Consider the following 23,330-nt stretch of genomic DNA (forward strand, 5'->3'; position numbering starts at 1 on the left):
CTTTAAAATGAAACATTAATACCCAAAGAATAAGTCGGACGGTCTGATAACTGAATTTCAGCAAAACCGCTTTGTGTCGGAGTCTGCCCTTTTAATTCGGAAGAACAAATCGTAAACAAATTAGTCGTAGCCAACGTAACCTCGAGACGACTCAAGCCCCACTTTTGTAACAAGTGGTCTGCAATAGCATACGTAAAACTCAGATTCGTACATTTCAAATAATTGGCACTTACGACCCGTTGGTTGCCATAATTATACATGTCCCAATAATTACGGGCAATCAATTGTCCCTCGTAGCCGTCTTTAGCCGACCAATGATCATTATAATAAGTATACGCGGCTGAAGTCGTATTGATAATAGCTGGAATATTAGTATGAGCCTCGTCTCCGGGCTGTCGCCAACGTCTACTGAACTCCCGGTTCACGTTTTTTTCCGGATCCCAGGTTGTCGTGTTATTGTATAATTTGAACAAACGAACTTTAGCCCCCAAGCTATAAGCTAAATTACAACTCAAACGCATGTTTTTATATTTCAATGTATTGGTAATACCGCCGGACATGGTCGGTTCGCGTGAACCGGAAGCCGTCAACACCTGAGTATAAGTATCGTATTTACTCAAATTTTTCAAATCTTCACTATGCTCCTGCATATCATCGAACACGGGCCCCCCGTCTATAGGATTCAAGCCGATGAATTTATAAGAATAGAATGTTCCCACGGATTTCCCTTTTACTAAAGCCGTACCATTCAAGAAATTGGAAAGTTCGTATTGCTCCGCTCCGGGTTTGGTTTTCAACTTATTGAAAGAATCGGAAAAATAGGTGGACAACGTCCATTTGAAATCCGACGTTTTGACCGGAGAGAGAGTTACCGCGATACTATACCCCTGATTCTCCACGTTACCGGAATTAACCACGTATTGATTCAATCCGTTCACCGAAGATATCGGTTTCGACAAGAAAGCATCTACCGTACGCTTATAGTAATAATCCACGCTCATCATCAAACGATTCCGAAACAAAGAAAACTCCAAACCGGCATTAAACGAACTTGTTTTTTCCCATTTTAACTTCGGATTGGGATAATTGACCACCTTAGAAACCAACTCATTGTAATAAGGATCGGTCGGTTTCTTATTGATAGTCATCACGGGAGATTGCCCCTCGAGCATATTTCCTTGGTAACCGTAAGACAATTTCAATGATAAATTATTGACAATATCCGACTCGCCTTGCCAATGTTCCGAAATATTATACACCCCGGAGACCGACCAAACAGGCAGCAACTTGTCATTACTCTGATCCCCGAATTTATTTGATCCGTCGATACGGGCATTGGCATTTAACGTGAAATAGGTAAAATAACTATAAGATACCGTCAGGAAACCGGCAAGCAGATTCGTAATATTATCTGTCAGCACCGGATAAGCATTGTTTTCCAGCCAACTTCTATAAGCAGAATACTCTTCCAAAGAGGTTCCTTGTGCAAATTGTTTTCCCCGATCCGGATAATATCCTCTCGTGGTGCTCATGTATCCGTTGTATTTTGAAGAATTCATCTCATAACCGAGAACCGCATTCAAATTATGCTGGTCTTCACTACCGAAATACTTATTAAAGTTAAGTTGCAATCGCAATGTATAATCATTATTACGAGTATAATCCTTGTTTAACTCTCCTCCAAACGGCAATTCCGATGTTGCCTTAACCGGTTCGACGCCATATTCCGACTTACGTAAATTCGCCACGTAATTGGTTTGTTCGTCATAATACCCCTCGATCTCCGTATTCGACGTGGAATAAGAGAACAACACTTGGGCATTCAGGTAGTTCGTAAACGTAAAGTTCAAGCGGGCATCAAACATTATATTCGAATTATTCTGTTTATAACCGCTATGTTCCAATTCATTCAGTATATTAAATTTATACGGAACCACCCCGTTGTATTTACCATAAAAGAAGTAACTGCCGTCCCCGGCATAAGCAGGTATAGTCCTACTCGTGTTATAAGCATAATCCATCGGAGCCAGCGAAGATTGATTATACTTCCGTTCCCCTACATTTCCTTTTATACTGAAGGAAGCCGCCAAGTACTTCGTTAAATTGGCATCCATATTCAACACCACGGTGTAACGTTCGTTCCGGTTTCCCTTTATCACGTCATTATCCCTGGCATATCCCACGGAAGAGTAGTAACGCAAATCCTTCGTTCCTCCCGTCAAACTCAGGGTATGCTGATGCGAAAAGGAGTCTTCCGTCAACAAATCGAACCAATCCGTATTCTCCGTCTCTAACTGGTCTACTCCCTCCTTGAACTGTTTATAACCGATCTCCCGGTCGTATAGCCGTTTTGCTAATCCTTCAAAACCGACCTCCGTCATATTGTTACTATATTTATAACGAGAGTTAAACAAATCCCGCGAAAAATCCATCCGCTCTTTCGAATTCATCACGTTGATTTTATTGTCGGAATACCGGGGACGGCGTTTCATGGTCGTAGTCATATTGTAACTCACCAACATTTTACCCTCATGCCCTTTCTTGGTCGTGATCAGGATAACCCCGTTAGCGGCTTTGGCCCCATATAGAGCAGTTGCCGAAGCATCCTTCAACACGTTTATGTTTTCAATATCCTGAGGATTCAGCCCGGCAATAGCGTTACCGATACGATTTACATAGTCAGGATCGTTCAGTTCATCGGGACTCACCGGAACAGGATCTTTCACCACAACACCGTCCACCACCCACAAGGGTTCGCGGTTACCGATCAAGGTAGAGGTCCCACGGATCCTGATCTTAGGCACAACCCCGACCTCTCCGGAATTCACCATAAACATCATATCCGGAATATGTCCTTCCAGCATTTGATCTATGGAAGACAAGCCCGAAACAATAATATCTTCGGCCTTAATACTCGTGATGGCACTCGTCAATCTCTTTTTCTTAATAGTTTCATATCCCGTTACCACGACCACCTCATCCATCTCCGTGGCTCTCTCCTTCAATACCACATTGATCTCTTTTTGTCCCGTGTACTTTCGTTCCACGGTCTGCATGCCTATAAACGTGAAAACAACCGTAGCCGTATCCTTGGGAAGCAATAATTTATAAACTCCGTTCTGATCCGTGGTTACCCCGATTGTTGTACCTTTTATTCTAATCGTTACCCCGGGTAAAGGAGAACCGGCTTCATCCTTCACGACACCTTTTAATATTAAATCTTTTACGCTATCTTTTTCAAAAGATTTTATTTTACGAATAATAGCCACATTATCCATTAATTCATAAGTCAGTCCCGTACCCTCCAGACACTTATTCAAAATAGCCTCAACATCCGCATTCTTCATTTGAATACTCTTACGCCCCACATGTTTTACATCGTCATTACTAAACATAAAACTAATACCGGATTTTTGTTTGATCTGCTCAAACACGTCCCGAAGCGATGCATTCTTCACATCAATATCCAACCGCACATTTTGAGCAAACGTACCTGCATTCAATTGACCGACAAACAACAATAAGAATAAGCATATAATCTTCATAATTCGTAAAATTGGGAGAAGCCTCAGGCCCAACGGCCTGAAACAGACATTTGTTTTTCTCATAACATTTGTTTTTAGTTTTTACATTAGCACCATTACCTCTGTTTGCGGCAGAGACAGAATTTCATTTGTTTCAAAGGATTTTCATTTGTTGATCTTTTTCCATAACTTTGTTTTTTAGTTTTTACTTAGCCCGTTACGGCTAATCGAGGATAGTATTTGCGGTACTATCCTCTTCTTTTTATTGTTTGCTCACGACCACAGTTCTATCTTTAATCCGGAAAGAAACCTTATCCGTTTTTTCCATCAAAGCCGTAAACTTATCCAGATCGCTATATTTCTTTACATCCATTGTAAATCGCAAATTCTTTAAGTCCTGACTGCTATAAAACACGTCCACATCATACCAACGGCTCAACTCATCCATAATCGTTTCAAGGCGTTCGTTTTCAAAAACCATACGACCTGTCGTCCAAGCCATATAGCGATACACGTCAACCTCTTTTACCGACATCTGTCCATCCCTATTCACCCGGGCCTGATGATTGGGTAGCAACCGGCAACTATCCCGGCCGTCGGTCACTTCTACCGCTCCCTTTACCAAGGTGGTGATAATCTCCTCCTCATTCCGATAAGAACGAAGCACAAATTCCGTCCCCAACACTTTAATACTCAAACCACCCGTATGAATAATAAAAGGTCTACCCGCATCTTTCGCCACAGAGAAATACCCCTCTCCATTGAAATACACTTCCCTTGTATTTGTATCGAAAACAACCGGAACCCGAAGTTCCGACTCCGCGTTCAAACAGACGACCGTACCCTCGCTCAGTCGGGCTACATATTCACCACCCCGGGGAATCCGTATCGTGTGATATTCGCCGGAGGTCTTATTCTCTCCCCCTTCCGCCATATCCAATGTATCGCTCCGATTAACCATAACAAGCCCCTCCTCCCCGAATCGGAATGTCGTATCGTTCTCCAAAACAATCTTATTTCCATTAGCCAACTCGAGTATAGCCTTGGATTTACCCGAAACTATTTTGTCTTTTACCAATACGGTACCCGGACATTCCTTTTTATCGGCCACCATATAATACAAGCCTACACCTATAAGTACCAAAACGACAGCAGCAACCCGGATAAGATTACGATATTTTCCACTCCATCGCCGACAAACCGTTTGACGTTCTATTTTCCGCCATACCTTCTGCCTATCGACCGTATGATCATCCGTAATCGCATGGCCGACAAACTCCCCGGAAGTCACCCTTTCAAAAAGTTTTCTATTTTCCTCCGACCGAAGCAACCACTCGTCCAACAAGCGTTTCTCGGGTTCGCTGATCTCCCCGATCAACTGTTTTACGATTATTTTTCTTATCCTTTTTATATGTATAATATCCATAACATCCGTTCATTAAATTCGGCACGCCACCGTTTTCACCCCATAAGGTTCTATTTCGTTTACAAATCTCCATTTTATAAACAGTATTATATAGACACCAGAATACATTCCAGGTGTCATAAAAAAATCATCTTTTTGACAAAAAAATCAGGAAAGGCTTAAAACGAGACTCAATATTTTCTCCAAACGTTCTCTTAAATAGTGATTTGCATTATTTTTATGACGTTTGATCGTATTAATAGCAATATGTAACTCTTCGGAAATTTCCTGGTGACTCTTACCTTCCAGGCTACGGGAATATACTTTTTTACAGGCGTCGGGCAACTCCTCAAATATTTCATTTATCAAAGCGTAAACCTCCGCTTCCATCACTTTAGTGACAAAAGACTCTTCCGTATCTTCTTCCTGGTGACCTTCCAGTCGTTTCTCCATACGTCTTTTGTCGCGTATATAGGTCAGGCAATTATTCCTTACCGCTCTGTACAAATAGGTTTTCAATACCTGATCGTTCTCGAAACTCTCTTTTCTCTCCCATAATTTCACAAACATGTCCTGAATCAAATCACAGGCCACCTCCTCGTCTCCCACGTAGCGCATAGCGAAAAACTTTAACGCGGTAAAATGAATCTCATACTGCGTCTTAAAATTTTGAGAGTTTCCTAAATATACACGGGCAAGTTCAACCATTGACACTAAAATCACTATACTACTGCAAACAAAGATATATTTTTATTTTAAATTTTAATCCGAACAAACAAACTGTTTATTTTTAATCATCGACAGAACTCCCGACCCGAGAAAACAAGCAAGAAAAGATCAAAAACGATCGTACCTATCCAAAGATTTTTGAATAAAAAGTAACAATACCTCAAGATCGATTTCCGATGTATTCTCTCTCAGTCTTTTTAATGAATTAACCAGCAATGTCTTAACCGTAGCAACAGATATATTCAATTCTTCTGCCGTCTCCTTATAACGCATCCCTTTTAAATAAATACATTTAACCACATTTCGACTTCGCGGAGGCAAATTCTCAATCTCCTGTTCGATCTTACAAAGCATCTTTTCATTCAGGTCATTATATTCCAGACTCGGAACATCTATTTTAGAAACATCATAAACCCCCTTTAGAGGATCGATCTTTTCTAACACATTTAACGATAGATTTTTTACTGCCGTAAAAAGATAAGATTTCAAAGTACGAGGATACAACTTACTCTCCACTTTTCGTTCCCACAATTTAATGAAGAAATCCTGTATTAAATCTTCTGCCTGACTCATGTTATTCAGAAAGGTGTCAGCCCATAAAACCAAAGGCCTGTAATATTCCTTGAAAAGAAGTTCCATTCCCTTTACATCCCGGTTTTTCAGTAATAGACATATATCATTATCAGAATCTTGCATAACGACACACACTCACGCTACGAATATTAAATCACCTTCTATTTACAACAAAAGTAATTAAAAGAGAGCAACAAAAAAATAATAAATCTTAATTTCCTCACGAATTAACATACTGACCTCAAATTTAGTTCTGCCTATAAAAAAAGCCTGACAGGCAATACACCTCTTACAACAAATTTTTATTTTATGTTTTTGTTATCATTATTAAGCAGATATTCAATTAATTAAAATTCACAGAACACCATAAACCACAACACCGGCATGTTACAAATAAAAGAAAGCAGGTCCGATAAACCGTAACCTGCTTCTTTTTTACACTGTTAAAACCACTTATTCGTACATCGCATCACCGATCTTCTGTATATCGAAATCATACTCCTTCAAAAAATAGTCCCGTAATATATTGTATTTCTTTTTCACTAAAGGATACTGAAGATCGGACTCCCACTGTTCCGAACTTTTCGATACCATACTTGTCAAGAACGCCCTCAAGTCATCCGTTTTCTCCAATACTTTGGTTTGCCAATTCACCCATCCGCACCATTCACCTCCATCGCTATTGGCAACAAATCCTCTTACCCTTGCATAATCCGGAGAAGAAGGATCATACAAGTCCGCTTCTTTCGAATAATCGCTTACGGTATAAAACTCCCTCGGAATATCGAACACCCCTCGGTCCACCCAATCTTTCCACAAGCTGATTTGTAAATCATTCTTATATTCCAACTTCATCTTTCCCGTCATTGCAAGCAAGGCTTTCGAACAGTAACCGACTGCAATCTGATTGGATATCTGGCGCAAGTAGCACTCCTTTCCGTCTTTGTTATTGATTAGCACGCTCGTTAAAAATACCCGGTAAGGCATATAACGCTGATGAAACTCTTTCGAGTAAAAACCGAACCAGATCTCATCCAACAAGTCTAACATATCACCCACATATTGCGGGTCACCTTCCGTGTAACTATACGCTTCTTTCGTCGAGCCGTCCGATGTCAATGTCCAAACGAAATCCCTTTCCGTAAACTCGTATAAAAAATAAGAACTATATTGATTATACAATGCCACGATACGGTCGTCTGCCGATGATTTTCCTTGCGGTAATTTGTAATCGGTAGATATCGGAACAATATCCGTGATCTCTTTATCCTTGCTACAAGAGACCAAAAGCAAGAGACTTATCAATATCAAATATATTTTCATAGTTAACTGTATTAAATGATTAATTTACTCTATACCCTTGTCGAATCGGCTCCAGAGCCGAGGCATTTTGTTCGAGTTTCCCGTTTCGCACGAATACTGTTCTCGGAAGCGGTATGGTATAAAGGGGATCCTTTTCCGTTAGAGTGTATTTCAGCCACGGGTCACTCTTGCGAGATTTATAAAGATGGGATATGGAAGGCATCCCATACCGTCGTAAGTCAAACCAACGTTGCTCGTCAAAACATAATTCCAAACGCCGTTCCAGACGCACTTCATCCAACAAAAGAGCCTGATTCGAAATATTTACACCTTGATACCCTCTGATCCGGTGCCGGCGTAATTCATTTAAATCAGCCAAAGCTTTTTCATGTTCTCCTTTTTGAATATAAGCTTCCGCCCGATTCAGATAGGCCTCTGAAATTCGAATCGTGTTGACAGGACCAGGGCCGATCTGATTTTTCTTATATATTCCTATTTTATCCGCCGCAAACCACATTTCCAAACGCACATCCCTTTCATGAAATTTAGAGATTAAATCCGTGGAAGGACGACACTCGTTCTGAATTGTAGCGGCATAATTAGCACGTCCGGCACCGTATAACCACTCCACCTCCTGATTTCCATAGCTCAAATAAGCGAAATCATCTGTAATTTTAGTATAGTCCGTTAATCCTTCGGCATATGCAATGGCTCTATCCGATCGCACGATCGCACTATCCCATTGTTCCATGTACAGATAAACCCGGGACAAAAGGATGTTTACCGCCGGACCGTTTATCCGATAATTTCCCCTTCGTTTGGGATACTTCTCGAACAGTTCCGACGAAGCTCTTAGATCCGTTACGATCTGATTGTAAACCTCTTCCACCGTATTACGCTTCAGACCGTTTTCCTTCAGGTCGGAAACGAGTTTCAACGGGACTCCCAAAGCTTTCTTATTATAATTATACGGCTCTCCGTACAAATTCACCAACATATAATACAGGTAACCCCTTAAACCTAAAGCTTCGGCTTTCACCTGATCTCTTTCCTCCGCGTCCCCGATCGCATCGTCAATATAATCCAGCGTTGCATTTATACCCATCAGATAGGCGTACATTTTCGAATAGGTTTCCGTTAATAACGAAGTTCTCTCCCACATATCCGGTTGCCACGTGAAGTGCCCGAAACGTTTCACGATAGAGGTATTCTCAGTTTCTCCCCTGAATACACTTTCATTAATCTCCACGTCATCATCCAGCAAATACAATTCGCTGGCCATGTAACTATAACTTTTAGGATAACCCGATCCTAACAACAGTTCGCTAAAATCCGTCACGGTCCGAACGATCACCTCGTCCTGTGATTCTTCTTCCAAGTAATCGGAACACGCACCTGTAACAAGCAAACCGACTATTATTATTAATTTAATTCTTTTCATAACTCATCATTAAATTAAATTTCTTATTTTCAATTTTTCTCGCTTAAAACGCCACTTGTAAAGACAAGGAGGTTACGCGACGGGCTGGCCAATTTCCCGTCTCCGGATCTAAACCGTCCCATTTCTTATCTGATACCCACATAAACGGATTCGTCATACTCAATTTTAATTGTACTCTCTTCACAAATAGAGACTTTAACAACTCGTCCCCGAATTCATACGCTAATGATAAAGAACGACAACGGATAAAATCGGTATTCGCCACACGCAGATCGGACTGATCATACATAACATAAGTATATTCACGGCCCTGGTATTTCTCGTTTACATACGGTAATGTCACGGATGTTTTCCCTCTTCCCGGCAAAGAAGGAATATTCGTATGCTTTTCATCTCCGGATTTCCGCCATCGGTTGGCCCATTTTCTGGAAACATTCGTCTCCGGAGTAGGAAGACCGGCCCAGGCATACGTAACCGCATTAGGATACAATTTCGGTAAACGATCATGTCCTCCCCACTGTACGGCAAACAAAGCATACAACGTAAAAGCTCTATACTTAAACATCATACTTAATCCTCCGGAGAAATCAGGAGTAAATTTACCGGACTCTTTCAAAAATTCAATGACATCTTTTGCTCCCTCCAAATCCATCTTTTTAAATTCAGGACTCCCGTCATCCGGATTGAGACCTCCAAACTCATAAGAGTAGAAAGTCGAATAAGGACGTCCGTCCACCACGGCACTACCATTCAAATATTCCCCCAGCGTGTTAAGACGGTTATTTTTCGTCACCTCGTTACGGGTAACAGAAGTATTTACCGAGAGTTGCCACGTAAAATCTTTTGTCCGTACCGGAATCACATTCACGACAAAATCATAACCGTGATTTTTTATCGTGGAACCGCTCACCACAGCATTCGCCATTCCGTTCTCGTATGGAATATCTCTGGAAGAAAGTACATCGCTTATTTTGTTAAAATAATTGAACGTGAAGTTCAATCGCCCGTTTAAAAAGGCCGCATCGACACCCCAATTATATGTTTTTGTCTTTTCCCATCCCAAATCCGAATAAGGTAACGATTGAATGTGTAACACGTAGGCACGAAAATCATCATCTACCCCCCCATCCCGGGCTATCAGGTAAGGAGAGACTGAAGTCACCGCATTTCCCTGATAACCGTAAGAAGCGTACAGGTCCAGATTGTTTAACCACCATGTATTTTGAGCAAAATGTTCGTTAGAAACCCGCCATTTTCCCCCCACCGACCAGGTCGGTTCAAAACGTTTGTTTTTATCCTGCCCGAAACGATTCGAAGCATCATATCGACCGCTGAAATTCAACACGTAACGGTCATCGTAAATATACACGGCAGTAGCATACTCGCTTAATTTATTATCCGTACAGTTCACCACGGAAACATTTCCCCTGGCATAGGCGTTATCTATATTCCACGTACCATTACTGTAAGTCATCGGAGGTGTCGCAAAAGTTTCTCCCCGTTCACGTAAATACCCGTACTGACAAAGAGTTTCTCCTTTTGTTTTTATAGAATTCGTTTCGATTCCCAATTGCAAAGTCAACCTATGCTTTTTAGCAAACAATCGATCATAGACCAAACTATTTCGAACCACGATCGTCGATGTATTCGTTAAATCGGTTTCAAGCACACCACCATTTGGCAAAGGGGTTGAAGCCGCCTCTTTGCTGTCTGCAGTGACACTACCATACTCGTAACCGCGAAATTGCGTAATATAAAACGAATGCTCCGTGGCATATTCCTTCGAATCGGAAGAAGAGGACGTATAAGAAAACATCCCCTGATACTCTAAACCGGGCAGTAAACGCCATTTCACATCGAAAGTAGACCCCCATGTTCTTGTATTATTATTACTACCCGTATTCTCCAGTTCATTTAAGATATTGTAATTACATATACTTTCCACGTAAGTATCGGGATTCATCTCTCCTAATTTCCTGTTGTAATAATAAGATCCGTCTTCATTATAGGCCGGAATAGCCCTGGAGGTATTGTAAGCGTAATTAAACGGATCCACTCCATACGCAAAACCTTTCACATTCCGGACAGATCCTTTCAGTAACATATTGACGGTCAATTGAGGAGAAAAATTCACCGTTGTGTTCGAAGTCGCTGTGAACGATGTCGAACTATTTCCTTTTGCTTCTCCATTTTCCTGCGTAAATCCGAAAGAGGTCCGATTCTGTATCTTGTCGGAACCGCCACTGATACTTAGATTATGAGAGTGATTGAAAGAATTTCTAAATAATAACTTAAACCAATCCGTATTCAGTTCTGACATTCGCTTGTATTCCCGGTTCATTTCGTCCAGCGTGATCTCTTTATTAATCATTTGCCGAACTAATTCCGAGTACCCCATCAGAATCGCATCGTCAGGATAACTCACCCGTTCGTCATAAATATCCTTAGACAATGTCATCAACTCCTGTGAGTTCATCTGATCGTACAAGCCATAGCGAGGACGCTGACCGATAGAAAAATCGCCGCTATAATTTACGGCCAGTTGACCGGATTTAGCTTTTTTTGTCGTAATCACAATAACACCATTCGCTGCTTTTGAACCGTAAATAGCCGTGGCGGAAGCATCCTTCAGAACGGTTATTGATTCTATATCATGGGGATTTAACCAAGAGATGGCATTTCCAGCCAATTGCTTGATATCATCCGCATCCATCGAGAATTTAGTATTATCCTCCGAATTAAAAGGCTGCGGATCCTGCTGGATTACCCCATCGACTACCCAAACGGGCTCCTGACTTCCCAAAAGCGTGGAAGTCCCCCGTACGCGTATTTTAGGAGAAGCACCTACTAAACCGGTCTTATTCATCACCAACATTCCCGGTACTACACCCTGTAACATCTGGTCAATAGAAGATACTCCCGCCATCATAATATCCTCGGCCTTTATCGTCGTTGCGGCCCCCGTGTAATTCCCCCTTGTCACATTACCGTAACCGGTTACAATGACCTCTTCCACAGCCTTCACATCTTCCTTCATCACCACATTAATCGTATCTTTCCCCACATACTTTACCTCCACGGTCTTCATGCCGATAAAAGAGAATGTGATGACAGGACTTTCAATTTTCGGAAAAACCAATTCATATTTTCCTTCTTTATCCGTGGCCGTACCCAAATTAACACCTTTCACCAGAACCGTTACTCCCGGTAAAGGAAGTTTTCTTTCGTCCTGTACCCATCCCCTAATCGTAATGGTTTGCTTCCCTGTTTTCTGATTCTCTTTAATTACATACACTCCTTCTATCTTCGTATACACGAAGACGGTTCCTCTCAACACCCGTTGCAATGCTTCCTCTACCGACACGGATTTCAAATCAATGTTCTTACAAATTACTCCACGTAATCCATCCACATTGTAAAGGAGCCTTACTCCCGTCTGATCCTTAATCAGAGCCAGCACTTCTGCTAAAGTGGACGATTCCACCTCCAGTGTCACTCTTGCATCTTGCGAATAAACGGATGCCGATACCGAAAAAGTCATCCACAACGTTAAAACAATACTTAGTTTCATCACCAGAAAAGTTTTTTTCCACTTTACCGACCACAATCTCCGGTCCGGTAATTTTTTTTTCATAAATTTGTCCATCATATTACATGTTTTTTTAGATATGTATAAAAGAGGATGCGAACCAGAGCTACCAACCTTGTATCGCATCCTTTATTTATTTCCACCCGATTTTTATGATATTCCCGTCCAATTCGAACCTCACGTCAATCCCCGCCTCAAAAACCCGAAAGAACTTTTCGATATGACTGTACTTATCCAAATTACCCGTAAACGACAACTTCTTTAAATCCGTATCTTCAAATACAACCTCTACATCATACCAACGGGACAATACTTTCATAATATTCTCCAAAGATTCGTTCTCAAACGATAAAATATTTTTCCTCCAGGAAACATAGTTCCGCACTTTCACCTTTTCCACCTTCACCTTTTGCTCCCCCTCTCTATATACCAACTGCTGATCAGGAATCAACGATGTCTCTCCGACCCAATCATTTACAAAAGCAACATTTCCCTCCACCAAGGTAGTCGCTATCTCCCCGTCTCCCGAATAACATTTCACATTAAACTGCGTCCCGTAAACCCGCACGTCACCTAACCCTGTTTTCACGACGAACGGACGTTCCCGGTTGGCTGTCACGTCAAAATAAGCCTCTCCCGTCAACTCCACTTCCCGTTTGGGGCCAATAAAATTCACGGGGTAACGAAGACGGGAATCCGCATTCATCCATACCTGAGTTCCGTCTGCTAATACAAGAAAATACTCTCCCCCCCGAGGTACCGATAAGGTATTATAAATAACGGTATCATTGGAAGAAACAGTATCGCTTGTTTCATAAACGATTCCCATGGAATCAATAGCTATCCCCGCTCCATTTTTTTCATGTAACTGATACAATTTTCCACCCAATGGAATATCAATCCCCCCATCCAGTGTCAACACGGCTTTTCTCTCTCCCGGTTTTATTGAAAAAGACTTTTGTTGCACCACCCGTAAAGATTGTTTTTCCTTGTTCGGATAAAACAATATAATACCCGTGACGAATAAACAGGCTGCGGCACACGCGACCATCGTCCTCCGTATAAGATTCCTCCTTTTGGCACGTTTTTTCAGCTTTTGATAAGCCGTTAAGTAATCATAACGTTCCCGAACTTGTCGTTCCTCTTCCAAACGTTCTCGAACTCTCGTTTTGGATATGATATCCTCCTTGGCTTTATCTTCTTGTAACGAACACACCCAATAACGAATAATTCGTCTTGAATCGTCATGTAAATTTTCCCATTTCATCTTGATCGGCTTAAAATGTACAAACAAACCCACCGATCTCAAAAACGGGTGACAAATTTTTCAAAAAAAATTATAAATTATTTCACTCCCTCGTGAAAAGTAAGAATAGTATAAATTTGAATAGCCCATCCAAACGCTCCCTCATCATCTGATAAGCCCTTTTCTTTTGTGTTTTTACCGTATTTTCACTAATAGACAACTTTTCAGCAATCTCCTTCACGGTCGCCCCCTCCAAACAACTCAAAAGGATTTCCCGCTGTTGAGCGGATAACTCCGACATGATATCATAAAAACGAGCTATCGTTTCTTCTTCCAAAGCCATCTCCACTCCTCTCTCCTCGTTCATCTGCTGATGAGCGGTCCATACCTGATGAATCGCACGAGAAGATTTTTTATCCCGGATAAAATTCAGGGCTCCGTTATAAGCAAACCGATACATATACGTCGTAATAGCCCTCATATTTGTGAATCGAGAAGAAGAATTCCACAACCGGACGAAACCGTTCTGAACGATATCCTCTGCTGCATCCTGATCCTTTGTAATCCTCGCCGCATAAGAACATAATGGGGCATAATAATACCTATACAACTCCTCCCAAGCCGTATCTTCTTTACGATTCACGCCGTCCAGAAATTGAGAATTATCAATCATTATATTCCATATTCAACCACAGCTGCAAAACTAAATAAAAAAGATGGCTCTACCAATAACATAGACTTTTCTTATCTTTCCTTCATATATCCCTTCGTGTTGATTTTAACAACAAACGATCGAACATACCATAAAGCACTCTATCAGCGAGTAACAAGAATAACGCAATCGGAAAAAATGCGATCACGGCACGATACGGTTTCATTTGTGTTTTATTTCTTAAATATTGATTATTTCTGTTTTAAATACAGAAACATAATGATCTGAAAGATATGCGTTTCTACTTTCGTTATATTTACGAATACTCCAAGTCAAGAAAAATCGCTTGTATACAGGAGATTATTATCGTAAAAAAATCGTGATACATAAAAATATCACGATTTTTCCTTAAAACACCCACGAAAGGTTATATCCCTCGTAAAAAACTCTTTCTACTCTTCCACCTTCGTGAAAAGATACCTCATTCGATAGAAATAGGCGATATCCTCTCCCCAGTCGGCATAAGTATCCTGCATAAAATCAACGGGTTCGAAATCCACGATATGTACTTCGAGCGTTTTACCGTTATCGAGCACGCGGAAACCGACTCTGGCAGGACGTATGTCCGTCTGATTATCGGAGAAAGTAACATTTACGTTGCTCAATTCCATGTAAGGTAATAAAATGGTCTCTTCCAAATCACTTACCTCATCCTCTATCTCCCCGAGGAAGGTCACCTCACTATCCCGGAAATACTTCCGCAGATCTCCGGTCATATGTACTTTTAACTCGTCTTTCTCTCCGGATATAAATTCCAGGATATCATCCGGACGGTTATCCAACGGCATATTATCCAAATCGTTCGGATATTCACACCATCCGACGATAAACTCGTAGCTGGCAAACTCCTTGAAAGCCCATTTTCCCAACATCCGCTCATAGAAAGAAGGACCTACGATTTTAATCGTCAATTTATTATAGTCTCCGACAAAAAAGCGGGCATCCGGGTCCAGCTCCAGTTCAATGACATCTTTTCCGGCTTCCAAAGCCAAAAACTCAATGCTGATTTTAGCTTTCTTCTGACCTGCAGGAATAACAAATTCATTCGCACCTCCTTCAATAGAAAAATGTTTTCCCAACTCGGCTGTTGTCGCTTCGGTAAATGTAAACGGCAAATGTAAGTCCACGGAAGGCACACTACTGCTATTCAATTCTCCACTAATTTGTACCTCCACATCTAATTTTTGCGTCAATTCGGCCTTTGCTTTCATAAAAGAACAACTAAACCGCTCCTTCAATTCTATCGGGATCATGGCAATTTTGTTATTCCACAGCCGGTATCCGGATACCGGTTTCAAGGTCAATTTGATCTCACGCCCTTCGTTGAGATTGTCTTTAGGTGTAATCACTATTTTCGCACTCGACTCCCCCGGTTTAAATTCAAATTGATTGGCTGAGATCGTGTAATCGTCATCCAACACGGCAGTTCCCGCAATATCAAAAGGAACAGAAAAAGCCTCGTTCGCCGGAACCGACGCTAAAAGGGTAACCTCTAACGGGGCTTCCGCTTGCAAAATATACACGGCCCGGTCAAAAGATAGGGTCGAATCTTTATCATCATCATCATTACACCCTGCCACCAAACAACCGAAAGTGAACAGAGCGAGTAGAAACAATATATTTTTCATATGCTTTCATTTTAATTATTAGAAGATTATTCGAACTACTCCACTTCCGTAGCCGCGGCATACTCGTCCCGTTCCGCCTGAATCGCATCCCGCTCCTCCTGGGTCAACACTTTTGCTTTAGGCAACACATAAGGATCCACATTTTTATAATCATCGGACTTTTTAGGATAATCCCCGACATCGCCACAACCGACAAAAGAGAACATCCCACCCATAACCAAAATATATATTAGCTTTTTCATAATTTCATCTGTTTTGTTTCGTTTGACACTCTTATTCATATCCTTTATTTTGAACCAATCCCGGCAACAAGGCTATATCATTTTTAGGCAGAGGGGCCGTGTACAAATAAGCACTTGTCTCGTACTTCAGACCGTTTCTTGCGACCCAGAATTCCGGTCGTCCGTTACGTTTTAGCTCAAACCAACGGTCTCCTTCCATATACAACTCTTTCCGGCGTTCGTCGAAAATGGCTGACATCAATTTAGTCAAAGAAGTCCCGGTAGCATCCACCCTGATTCGGGCATTCGGATTTACTTCCGGTAAAGTTTCAAGGGTATAAGGTACATAATCACTAATCCGTTTTTCCCGTAACTGGTTCAAATACGATAAGGCCTCCGATGCCCCATTACTTTGGTGAGCGTAGGATTCGGCCAGTATCAAGCACATCTCCGCACTACGTACTCCGGAAAAAATATTTTTCATATTCAACCTTTTATCATCAAAAGAAATAGCATAACGCACGTCTTTCCCTTTCTCGACAAACAGATCCACAAGCTCTTTTCTTACCGGACGATATTTGGCATCTCTCTTCGCGTCCGCGTAATCCGAATCGGAATAAAAATCCCCGGAAATCACATAAGATCTTAACAAAATATTTCCTTTCCGGGTATTCTGGCTCTGAATCATATCCGTATACTCTTGCCCTGATAACAAAGGATATTTTTCCAGAATCTCTTTCGCTACCGGAATAGCATTTCCCCAATCCTGACACCAGAAATAAAGCCGGGCTAAATAAGCCTTCGCTACATCTGCCGTAAAACGGTACATCTCTTCCCGTACATTATAGGCTATCGCCTTTTTCAAATCCTCTTCGATAAATTTAGCCGTAGTTTTCAAATCGGAACGTATGGGTTTTGCCTCCATATCGAAGGTACTGACAATCGGTAAACCTAACCTATCTTCAGCTGTTTGCGGGTCATAAGGTTCGCAAAAATTACGCATCAGGTTATAATAACAAACGGCTCTCAAAGCATAAGCTGTTCCTAAAACATTCTTTCCCAATTCAGACTCCCGTTGTTCCATGTTATCCAAAATCAGGTTGCAATCCCGGATTACAGCATATAACTCCTCGTAATCCGACTGGAAATCATTGATTTTTGAACCGACATAAATAGGTAATGAAATTCCTGCCGTTGATAAATTAGTATTCTGATTATCTCCATAACATTCATAGTTCAGAATGGTCCTCGCGTTTCCCAGAACAACCTCCTCGCTCCCGTAATCCATATCATTCAATCGGGCGTGAAGGATAGCCGAAAACTCTTCGGCACTTTTGGGAATAGCAACACCCTGCTCTTTTACATCCAAATAATCGTTACAAGAGCAACAAAGGCTAAATACCAATATTATATATAATTTCAAATTTTTCATATCCTGTCATTTTTAGAATCCAATGGTTACACCTAAAGTCACAGAGCGGGTTTTCGGATAGGTAGCTCCCGGTGTTTCCGGATCAAGCCCCGAATAATTCGTGATGGTAAAGAAATTATTCATCGTCAACATGAACCCCATAGAAGACAACTTCAATTTATTCAATGTCTCTGTTCCCAAATTATAAGCAATCGAGATATTCTGGATACGCAGGTAAGAGACATTTTCCAGCATAACTCCCCGCGTAATCACCGTTTCTGTCGGATTATAATAATCCAAATACAACCGGTCGCCGAAACTATCGATAATACGTCCGTACTTCACGCCCGTCGTGCGAGTCGGTGTCCACCGGTTCGTACGGTCACGCTGCACGTTCAGATGATTGGTATACAAATCGTTATAATCTGACTGAACAGGCTCATAATCTCCGGAAGAAGAACCTACCCGACTATAACTGGCCGGAGAGGCAAGATTGTTTATCACCTTCGCCCCGGACGAATAAGATCCACCTACATTCAAACTGATATTTTTATAAGAAAAATTCACATTAAATCCTCCGGTAACGGGAGCAACATTAGTTCCCAAATAAAAACGGTAGTTATCGCCTTTATGCAAATCCGTGGCCTGATTGATTTCAGCATCCGGACGCAATTCGAACAAATACATTCCGTTTTGCGGATCAATACCCGTTACCCTTCCGCCGAATATTCCGTTCAGAGGGAATCCCTCGTAAGAGTAATAAGTTGAGGCCGGAGGATTATATTTTTTCAGCTTATTTTGGTTCCAGGCCACATTTGCCGAAACTTTCAATTTAAAATCTTTTCCGTCCAGCACCTTTACATTCAATGTCCCTTCGACACCCTTGTTCTCGATCTCGGAAGTATTATATCCCTGATGATTAAATCCGGTTGTCGTCAATACTTTTACATCGGTTGCCACATCGGAACTCAATCGATAATACCATTCTACCAAACCGGAAATCCGGTCGTTCCATAAACCGAAATCCAACGCCAGTTTCATATCTTTTGTTTTCTCCCATCTTAAATTCGGATTAGGGGCATTGTAAATGGTAGCCATCCGCAAACCATTACCGAATTTACGATTTACCTTATCGTAGTTCATAATCAATTCCGGACTATAAGAAGTATTCACGTTACCCGTGTAACCGAAAGCAGCCCGTATGGCCACCCGGTTTAATACCGGCTTCAAGGAGGCCATAAAGCTCTCGTCGCCTAAATGCCATACGGCTCCCAATGACCAGGTCGGATTGAATTGTTCATCACTACCGAAATGATTCGAGCCGTCTGTCCTGAACGAAAAACTAAGGATATAACGCTCCATCAGATAGTAGTCTAACGAAGCATAGAAAGAGGCAAAACGATTTTCTATTACATTTTCTCCCGAAAGCTGATCCACGATTGCCGCAAAAGATTCCAGATCGGAATAACTGATATTATCTCCGCTTGCCGGTTTAGAAGGGATGGGGATAGATGAATTACCCGTTACCGGATCGTATCCATACCGTTTGGCATATATACTCTTAGCCTTCGTCCCCCGAATTTCGGCTCCGGCCAATACGGACAAACGATGAATTTCCCCGTACAGGTCGTCATACATGAAATGTCCTCTCAGGAAATAACTACTATTGTTCCCGGAAGTCTGTGTGATCGAACCGTATACCCTATCCGGATTTTTACGATCGAAACTAAACCGGTCGGCATAAGCGGCATAGGTATTGATCCCATTGATATTATCCGTTTTATTATTAGTAAAAGTGTATGAAGCCAAGCCTGCAAATTTCAATTTTTCGATAAAACGATACTCTACTCCCATTCTCAAGGTTGTTGAAAAATTATTTACCTTACTGGAAGTTTCATCGATCTCCCGCATAATATTAAATCCGTTGGGCGGTAACAAGGTCGTACTGGAAGCATCATTCATTTTAGGTAACGAATAGTAGGTCATATCCGCACGGTAGCTGCCGTCCTCATTATAGGGACGCTCATAAGGATTAGCAAAATAAGCATATTTAAACGGATCCACATTCAAAGAAGAACCTCCGGATTTTTGCTGGGCCAGATCAAAACCAAAATCCAACTTCAATTGGTCTATCGGCATCAGATTAACCTTAGCATTGAAATTATATCGGTCATAATCTGTCTTTTTCAACACCCCATTATCTTTTGAATATCCTAATGCAATATAATAAGTAGAACGCTCAGCACCTCCGGAAAGAGATAGGTGATGACTGGTCGAAACGGTGGTACGGAACAACTCGTCAAACCAATTCGTCGTATGCCCGCCCAACTCCCGGATATAAGCATCCTGTTCTTCCGCACTCATAGGCTCGTAACCGTCATCTCCTTTGAACTTTCCGTCCTTTCCCAACCGACCGGAACGTAACATACCGACAATACCCACGACCGGATAACGAAGGCCCTCATTGTACTTTTCTGCAGAGAACTCATCCCACAACTCCTGTTCCCAAGCCAGTTTTTCGGATGAATTCATTAAATTCCCATCCCGTTGCGGTTTTCCCACAATGGTAACATTACCCGCGTAATTAACCCGCATTTTTCCGGCTTTCCCTTTTTTGGTAGTCACGACAATAACACCTCCAGCAGCACGAGAACCGTAAATAGCTGCAGCCGCAGCATCTTTCAACACCGTCACATTCTCTATATCATTCGGGTTTACTCCCCCGATTCCGTTCAAAAAAAGTGTACTGAAATCACCGGATTTAATTTGGGTTGTCGAAATATTAGGAAAGGTTTGCTGCAACGGTACTCCGTCTATAACCCATAACGGATCGGCATCCCCGCTAAAGGTACTGGTTCCCCGTATCCGTATCCTGGCCGACTCTCCCGGACGTCCGGATATGGCCTGCACGCTCACGCCCGCAATCTGTCCCTGAAGCAAATTATCTACCGTCGGCTGGGCCTTATTGGCAAAACTCTCTCTGGTTAAAACAGCCACAGAGCCTGTAGCCTTTTGTCTTGTCGTTTGTCGAAATCCGGTAATAACCACATCGTCCAATGCCACCTGATCGTCCTTCATTACCACGTTGTACTCCGTTTTATTCGGATCGAATTTTACCTCTACGGTCTTCATCCCCACGAACGAGAAAACAAGTATTACCGTGTCTCTCACCGGAATATTTAAGGTAAACTTACCGTCGTTGCTCGTGGCAACACCGACCAATGTACCCTTTATCATAACCGAAACCCCAGGTAAAAGCAAACCGCCTTCATCGCGCACCGTTCCCTTTATATTCACCATCTTTACCGAATCCTGTGCAGGCTTGGCAGGCTCGTAATAAATAATTACATGTTCATTAACGATTTCGTACTTTAACGGCTTATTCGCTAATGCCCAATCCAGAATCTCAGAAACGGTTTTTTCCTTGACCTCTCCCTTCAATTGATATCCTTTTACATCAGCATGGTTAAAAACAAATCTGAAACTGGTCTGTTTCTGAATCTTTTCAAATAATTGAACAAGATCCCCATTCATCGTTAAACTCAATTTTTCCTGCTGTGACCAGACTTTTGCATTCACTCCCGAAATGCCCAAAGCCATGACGAGGCAAAACAATTTAAATTTAATCATAATCCAAATGAGTTTTTCTCTTAGATTTTTCATAGTTTTGTTGTTAATGATTAGACTTTAAAATTCCTTGTCTGAGGAATTTTACCGATCGGGAGATATTGACGTATCTCCCGATTTTTCAATTTTGACAATTTTTCGTAATTTTTAGTGTTTTTCCTTTTAGTTCGACTTTTATATTTTTTGTTTTTTCTAAAATAGATATGACTTCGTTTACCGGAGTACTGCGTTTAAAAGAAGCCGTGAAAACATACTCCTTCACTTCCGGATTTACAAAGAACAAGTTGAGATCGTACCATCTGGCTAACTCTTCGAACAACTCCGCCAGTCGACATTGCTTAAAGTTAAATTCCCCGTACCGCCAGGCAGCATAATCCATTGGATCCACTTCCCGGATGATCATAGAATCTTTCTCCCAAGAGACTTGTTGCCCGGGAGCCAGCCTCACCGTCTGTTTATCGTCCTTAACTTCAACGGAACCCTTCACCAGAGTGGTATGTTGATTCTCTTCAGGATACACCCTCATATTGAATTGAGTCCCCAATACCCGAACGTTCATCTTTTCCGAATTCACGATAAAAGGCTTTCCGTCTGCTTTTTTTACATCGAAAAAGCCCTCCCCCGTCAAAGTGACTTCACGCGTATCTCCCGTAAAAACGATCGGATAATAAAGCGAACTCTCCGAATTCAACCACACGACGGAACCATCGGATAAGGTCAGCACGTATTCGCCTCCTCGGGGTACCGTAATCCGATTATAGGTTCGTTTCGCCTCCCCTTCTACAATATCATACGCCAACATATTCCCGGAAAGTCCCCGAATAACCACCCCTTTCTCTTCCGTAACAGGCATAATTAAAGAGTCGCCAAGTACTATCTTTTTACCGTTGGACAACGTCAAAACAGCCTGTTTCTTACCGGGTACGACTACCGTATTATCCGAAGCCAGCTCCCTTCTTTCCTGATGATTCCACCATAAGATCCCCACCCCGAACAGAAGAATAAACACGGCAACGTATCGCAATCCTAACGAAACAGTTTGCTTTTTGCCTATTTTTTGATGAATCTTTTTCCACTCTTTCGCCAGAACAATTTTTCGTTCGCTCCCCACGGCATATATGGCGGATTTTATTCGTTCCAATTCATGATATTGTTTCTGATGTCCGGGTAAGGCATACCACTCCACGAACAAATTCTCCTCTTCCACGGAAAGAAGTTCGCCACACAACTTATCGTAAATAATTTCTTCTATTTCCTTTTTGGTTGTCATCTTCTATAAATCTGTTTCACATTTTTATATAGATGACAGGAATCTCTCCATATGGAGGGGCTCTAAAATGTTAAAATTTTATTTTTTTTTGAAGTAAGAAAAATAATATGGATTTCAATTTTTCTCCTGAGGTATTTTCCCTAATAAAAGCATAAGCTTTACGAATATGATCTTTAACCGTATTCACCATAACTCCTTGTTCTTGAGCAATCTCCGCGTAAGATTTAGACTCGACAATACTCAATTCCAGAATTTTCCGTCTTTTTTCAGGCAAACGTTCCAATAAGCGTTTTACGTTTTGAATCAGCTCCTCCGACTCTTCTTCACTCTCTTCTTCCACGTATGAACGCTGGTATTTATCCACGACCAAACTATGTTCCCGGTAATTCAGACAACGATTTCGCGTACTATTTCTTAAATATCCCTGCTCATTCTCCACTTTCTGCAAGGCTTTCCGATTTTCCCACAATTTAGTATAAAGCTCCTGTACAATATCCTTAGCGACCTCAAGATCACGCACGTAGTAGACAGCTACTCGCAATAAATCCCGATAATACAGATCAAAAAGAGTCTTAAACGCCACACGATCGCCCGCTTTTATTCTTTCAAACAAATCCATATTACTCTTTTTTTGATATTCTGTACACAAAAA

Annotated in this window: 15 protein-coding genes; all 15 read right to left on the minus strand. The window is 41.6% G+C overall.

Translation table 11 applies throughout. The annotated features are described in order from the left end of the window. Positions 1–2 precede the first annotated feature (2 nt). The 15 genes from QZR76_RS06530 to QZR76_RS06600 all read right to left on the minus strand — a co-directional run bounded on the left by QZR76_RS06530 (position 3) and on the right by QZR76_RS06600 (position 23,297). Complete coding sequence (locus tag QZR76_RS06530) at positions 3–3,545, minus strand: SusC/RagA family TonB-linked outer membrane protein (protein ID WP_294141505.1); 3,543 nt, start codon at positions 3,543–3,545, stop codon at positions 3–5. Between the two features lie 241 nt (positions 3,546–3,786). After that, positions 3,787–4,950 carry a FecR family protein gene (locus tag QZR76_RS06535; RefSeq protein WP_294141507.1) on the minus strand — a complete coding sequence of 388 codons (1,164 nt, stop codon included), beginning with the start codon at positions 4,948–4,950 and terminating at the stop codon, positions 3,787–3,789. Positions 4,951–5,097: 147 nt separating this feature from the next. Beyond that, positions 5,098–5,637, minus strand: coding sequence for an RNA polymerase sigma-70 factor (locus tag QZR76_RS06540; RefSeq protein ID WP_294141508.1), 540 nt, complete (start codon positions 5,635–5,637; stop codon positions 5,098–5,100). Positions 5,638–5,766: 129 nt separating this feature from the next. Then, on the minus strand, positions 5,767–6,354 hold the full coding sequence (locus QZR76_RS06545; RefSeq protein WP_294141510.1) for a sigma-70 family RNA polymerase sigma factor: 588 nt from the start codon (positions 6,352–6,354) through the stop codon (positions 5,767–5,769). Between the two features lie 330 nt (positions 6,355–6,684). Beyond that, complete coding sequence (locus tag QZR76_RS06550; RefSeq protein WP_294141512.1) at positions 6,685–7,554, minus strand: hypothetical protein; 870 nt, start codon at positions 7,552–7,554, stop codon at positions 6,685–6,687. Positions 7,555–7,573: 19 nt separating this feature from the next. Next, on the minus strand, positions 7,574–8,974 hold the full coding sequence (locus QZR76_RS06555; protein ID WP_294141516.1) for a RagB/SusD family nutrient uptake outer membrane protein: 1,401 nt from the start codon (positions 8,972–8,974) through the stop codon (positions 7,574–7,576). Between the two features lie 43 nt (positions 8,975–9,017). Beyond that, on the minus strand, positions 9,018–12,623 hold the full coding sequence (locus tag QZR76_RS06560; RefSeq protein ID WP_294141519.1) for a SusC/RagA family TonB-linked outer membrane protein: 3,606 nt from the start codon (positions 12,621–12,623) through the stop codon (positions 9,018–9,020). 73 nt (positions 12,624–12,696) lie between these two features. Further along, positions 12,697–13,830: a FecR domain-containing protein gene (locus tag QZR76_RS06565; protein ID WP_294141521.1), complete on the minus strand. Its 1,134-nt coding sequence runs from the start codon at positions 13,828–13,830 to the stop codon at positions 12,697–12,699. An 82-nt stretch (positions 13,831–13,912) separates the two neighbouring features. Continuing rightward, positions 13,913–14,482, minus strand: coding sequence for a sigma-70 family RNA polymerase sigma factor (locus QZR76_RS06570; protein ID WP_294141523.1), 570 nt, complete (start codon positions 14,480–14,482; stop codon positions 13,913–13,915). A gap of 431 nt (positions 14,483–14,913) precedes the next feature. Continuing rightward, the gene (locus QZR76_RS06575; protein ID WP_294141525.1) at positions 14,914–16,149 is read right to left on the minus strand and encodes a hypothetical protein; all 1,236 of its coding nucleotides are present in this window, start codon (positions 16,147–16,149) and stop codon (positions 14,914–14,916) included. A gap of 35 nt (positions 16,150–16,184) precedes the next feature. Beyond that, positions 16,185–16,391, minus strand: coding sequence for a hypothetical protein (locus QZR76_RS06580; RefSeq protein ID WP_294141527.1), 207 nt, complete (start codon positions 16,389–16,391; stop codon positions 16,185–16,187). Between the two features lie 31 nt (positions 16,392–16,422). Continuing rightward, the gene (locus QZR76_RS06585; protein ID WP_294141531.1) at positions 16,423–17,802 is read right to left on the minus strand and encodes a RagB/SusD family nutrient uptake outer membrane protein; all 1,380 of its coding nucleotides are present in this window, start codon (positions 17,800–17,802) and stop codon (positions 16,423–16,425) included. A gap of 12 nt (positions 17,803–17,814) precedes the next feature. Then, positions 17,815–21,411, minus strand: coding sequence for a SusC/RagA family TonB-linked outer membrane protein (locus tag QZR76_RS06590; RefSeq protein ID WP_294141533.1), 3,597 nt, complete (start codon positions 21,409–21,411; stop codon positions 17,815–17,817). A gap of 118 nt (positions 21,412–21,529) precedes the next feature. Then, entirely contained in the window at positions 21,530–22,678 is a 1,149-nt protein-coding gene (locus QZR76_RS06595) for a FecR domain-containing protein (protein ID WP_294141535.1), read from the minus strand. A 70-nt stretch (positions 22,679–22,748) separates the two neighbouring features. Continuing rightward, a complete protein-coding gene (locus tag QZR76_RS06600; protein WP_294141537.1) occupies positions 22,749–23,297 on the minus strand; it encodes an RNA polymerase sigma-70 factor in 549 nt (182 codons plus the stop codon). Positions 23,298–23,330: the final 33 nt, after the last annotated feature.

The organism is uncultured Sanguibacteroides sp. (assembly GCF_900543425.1).
Lineage (GTDB): Bacteria > Bacteroidota > Bacteroidia > Bacteroidales > Marinifilaceae > Gabonibacter.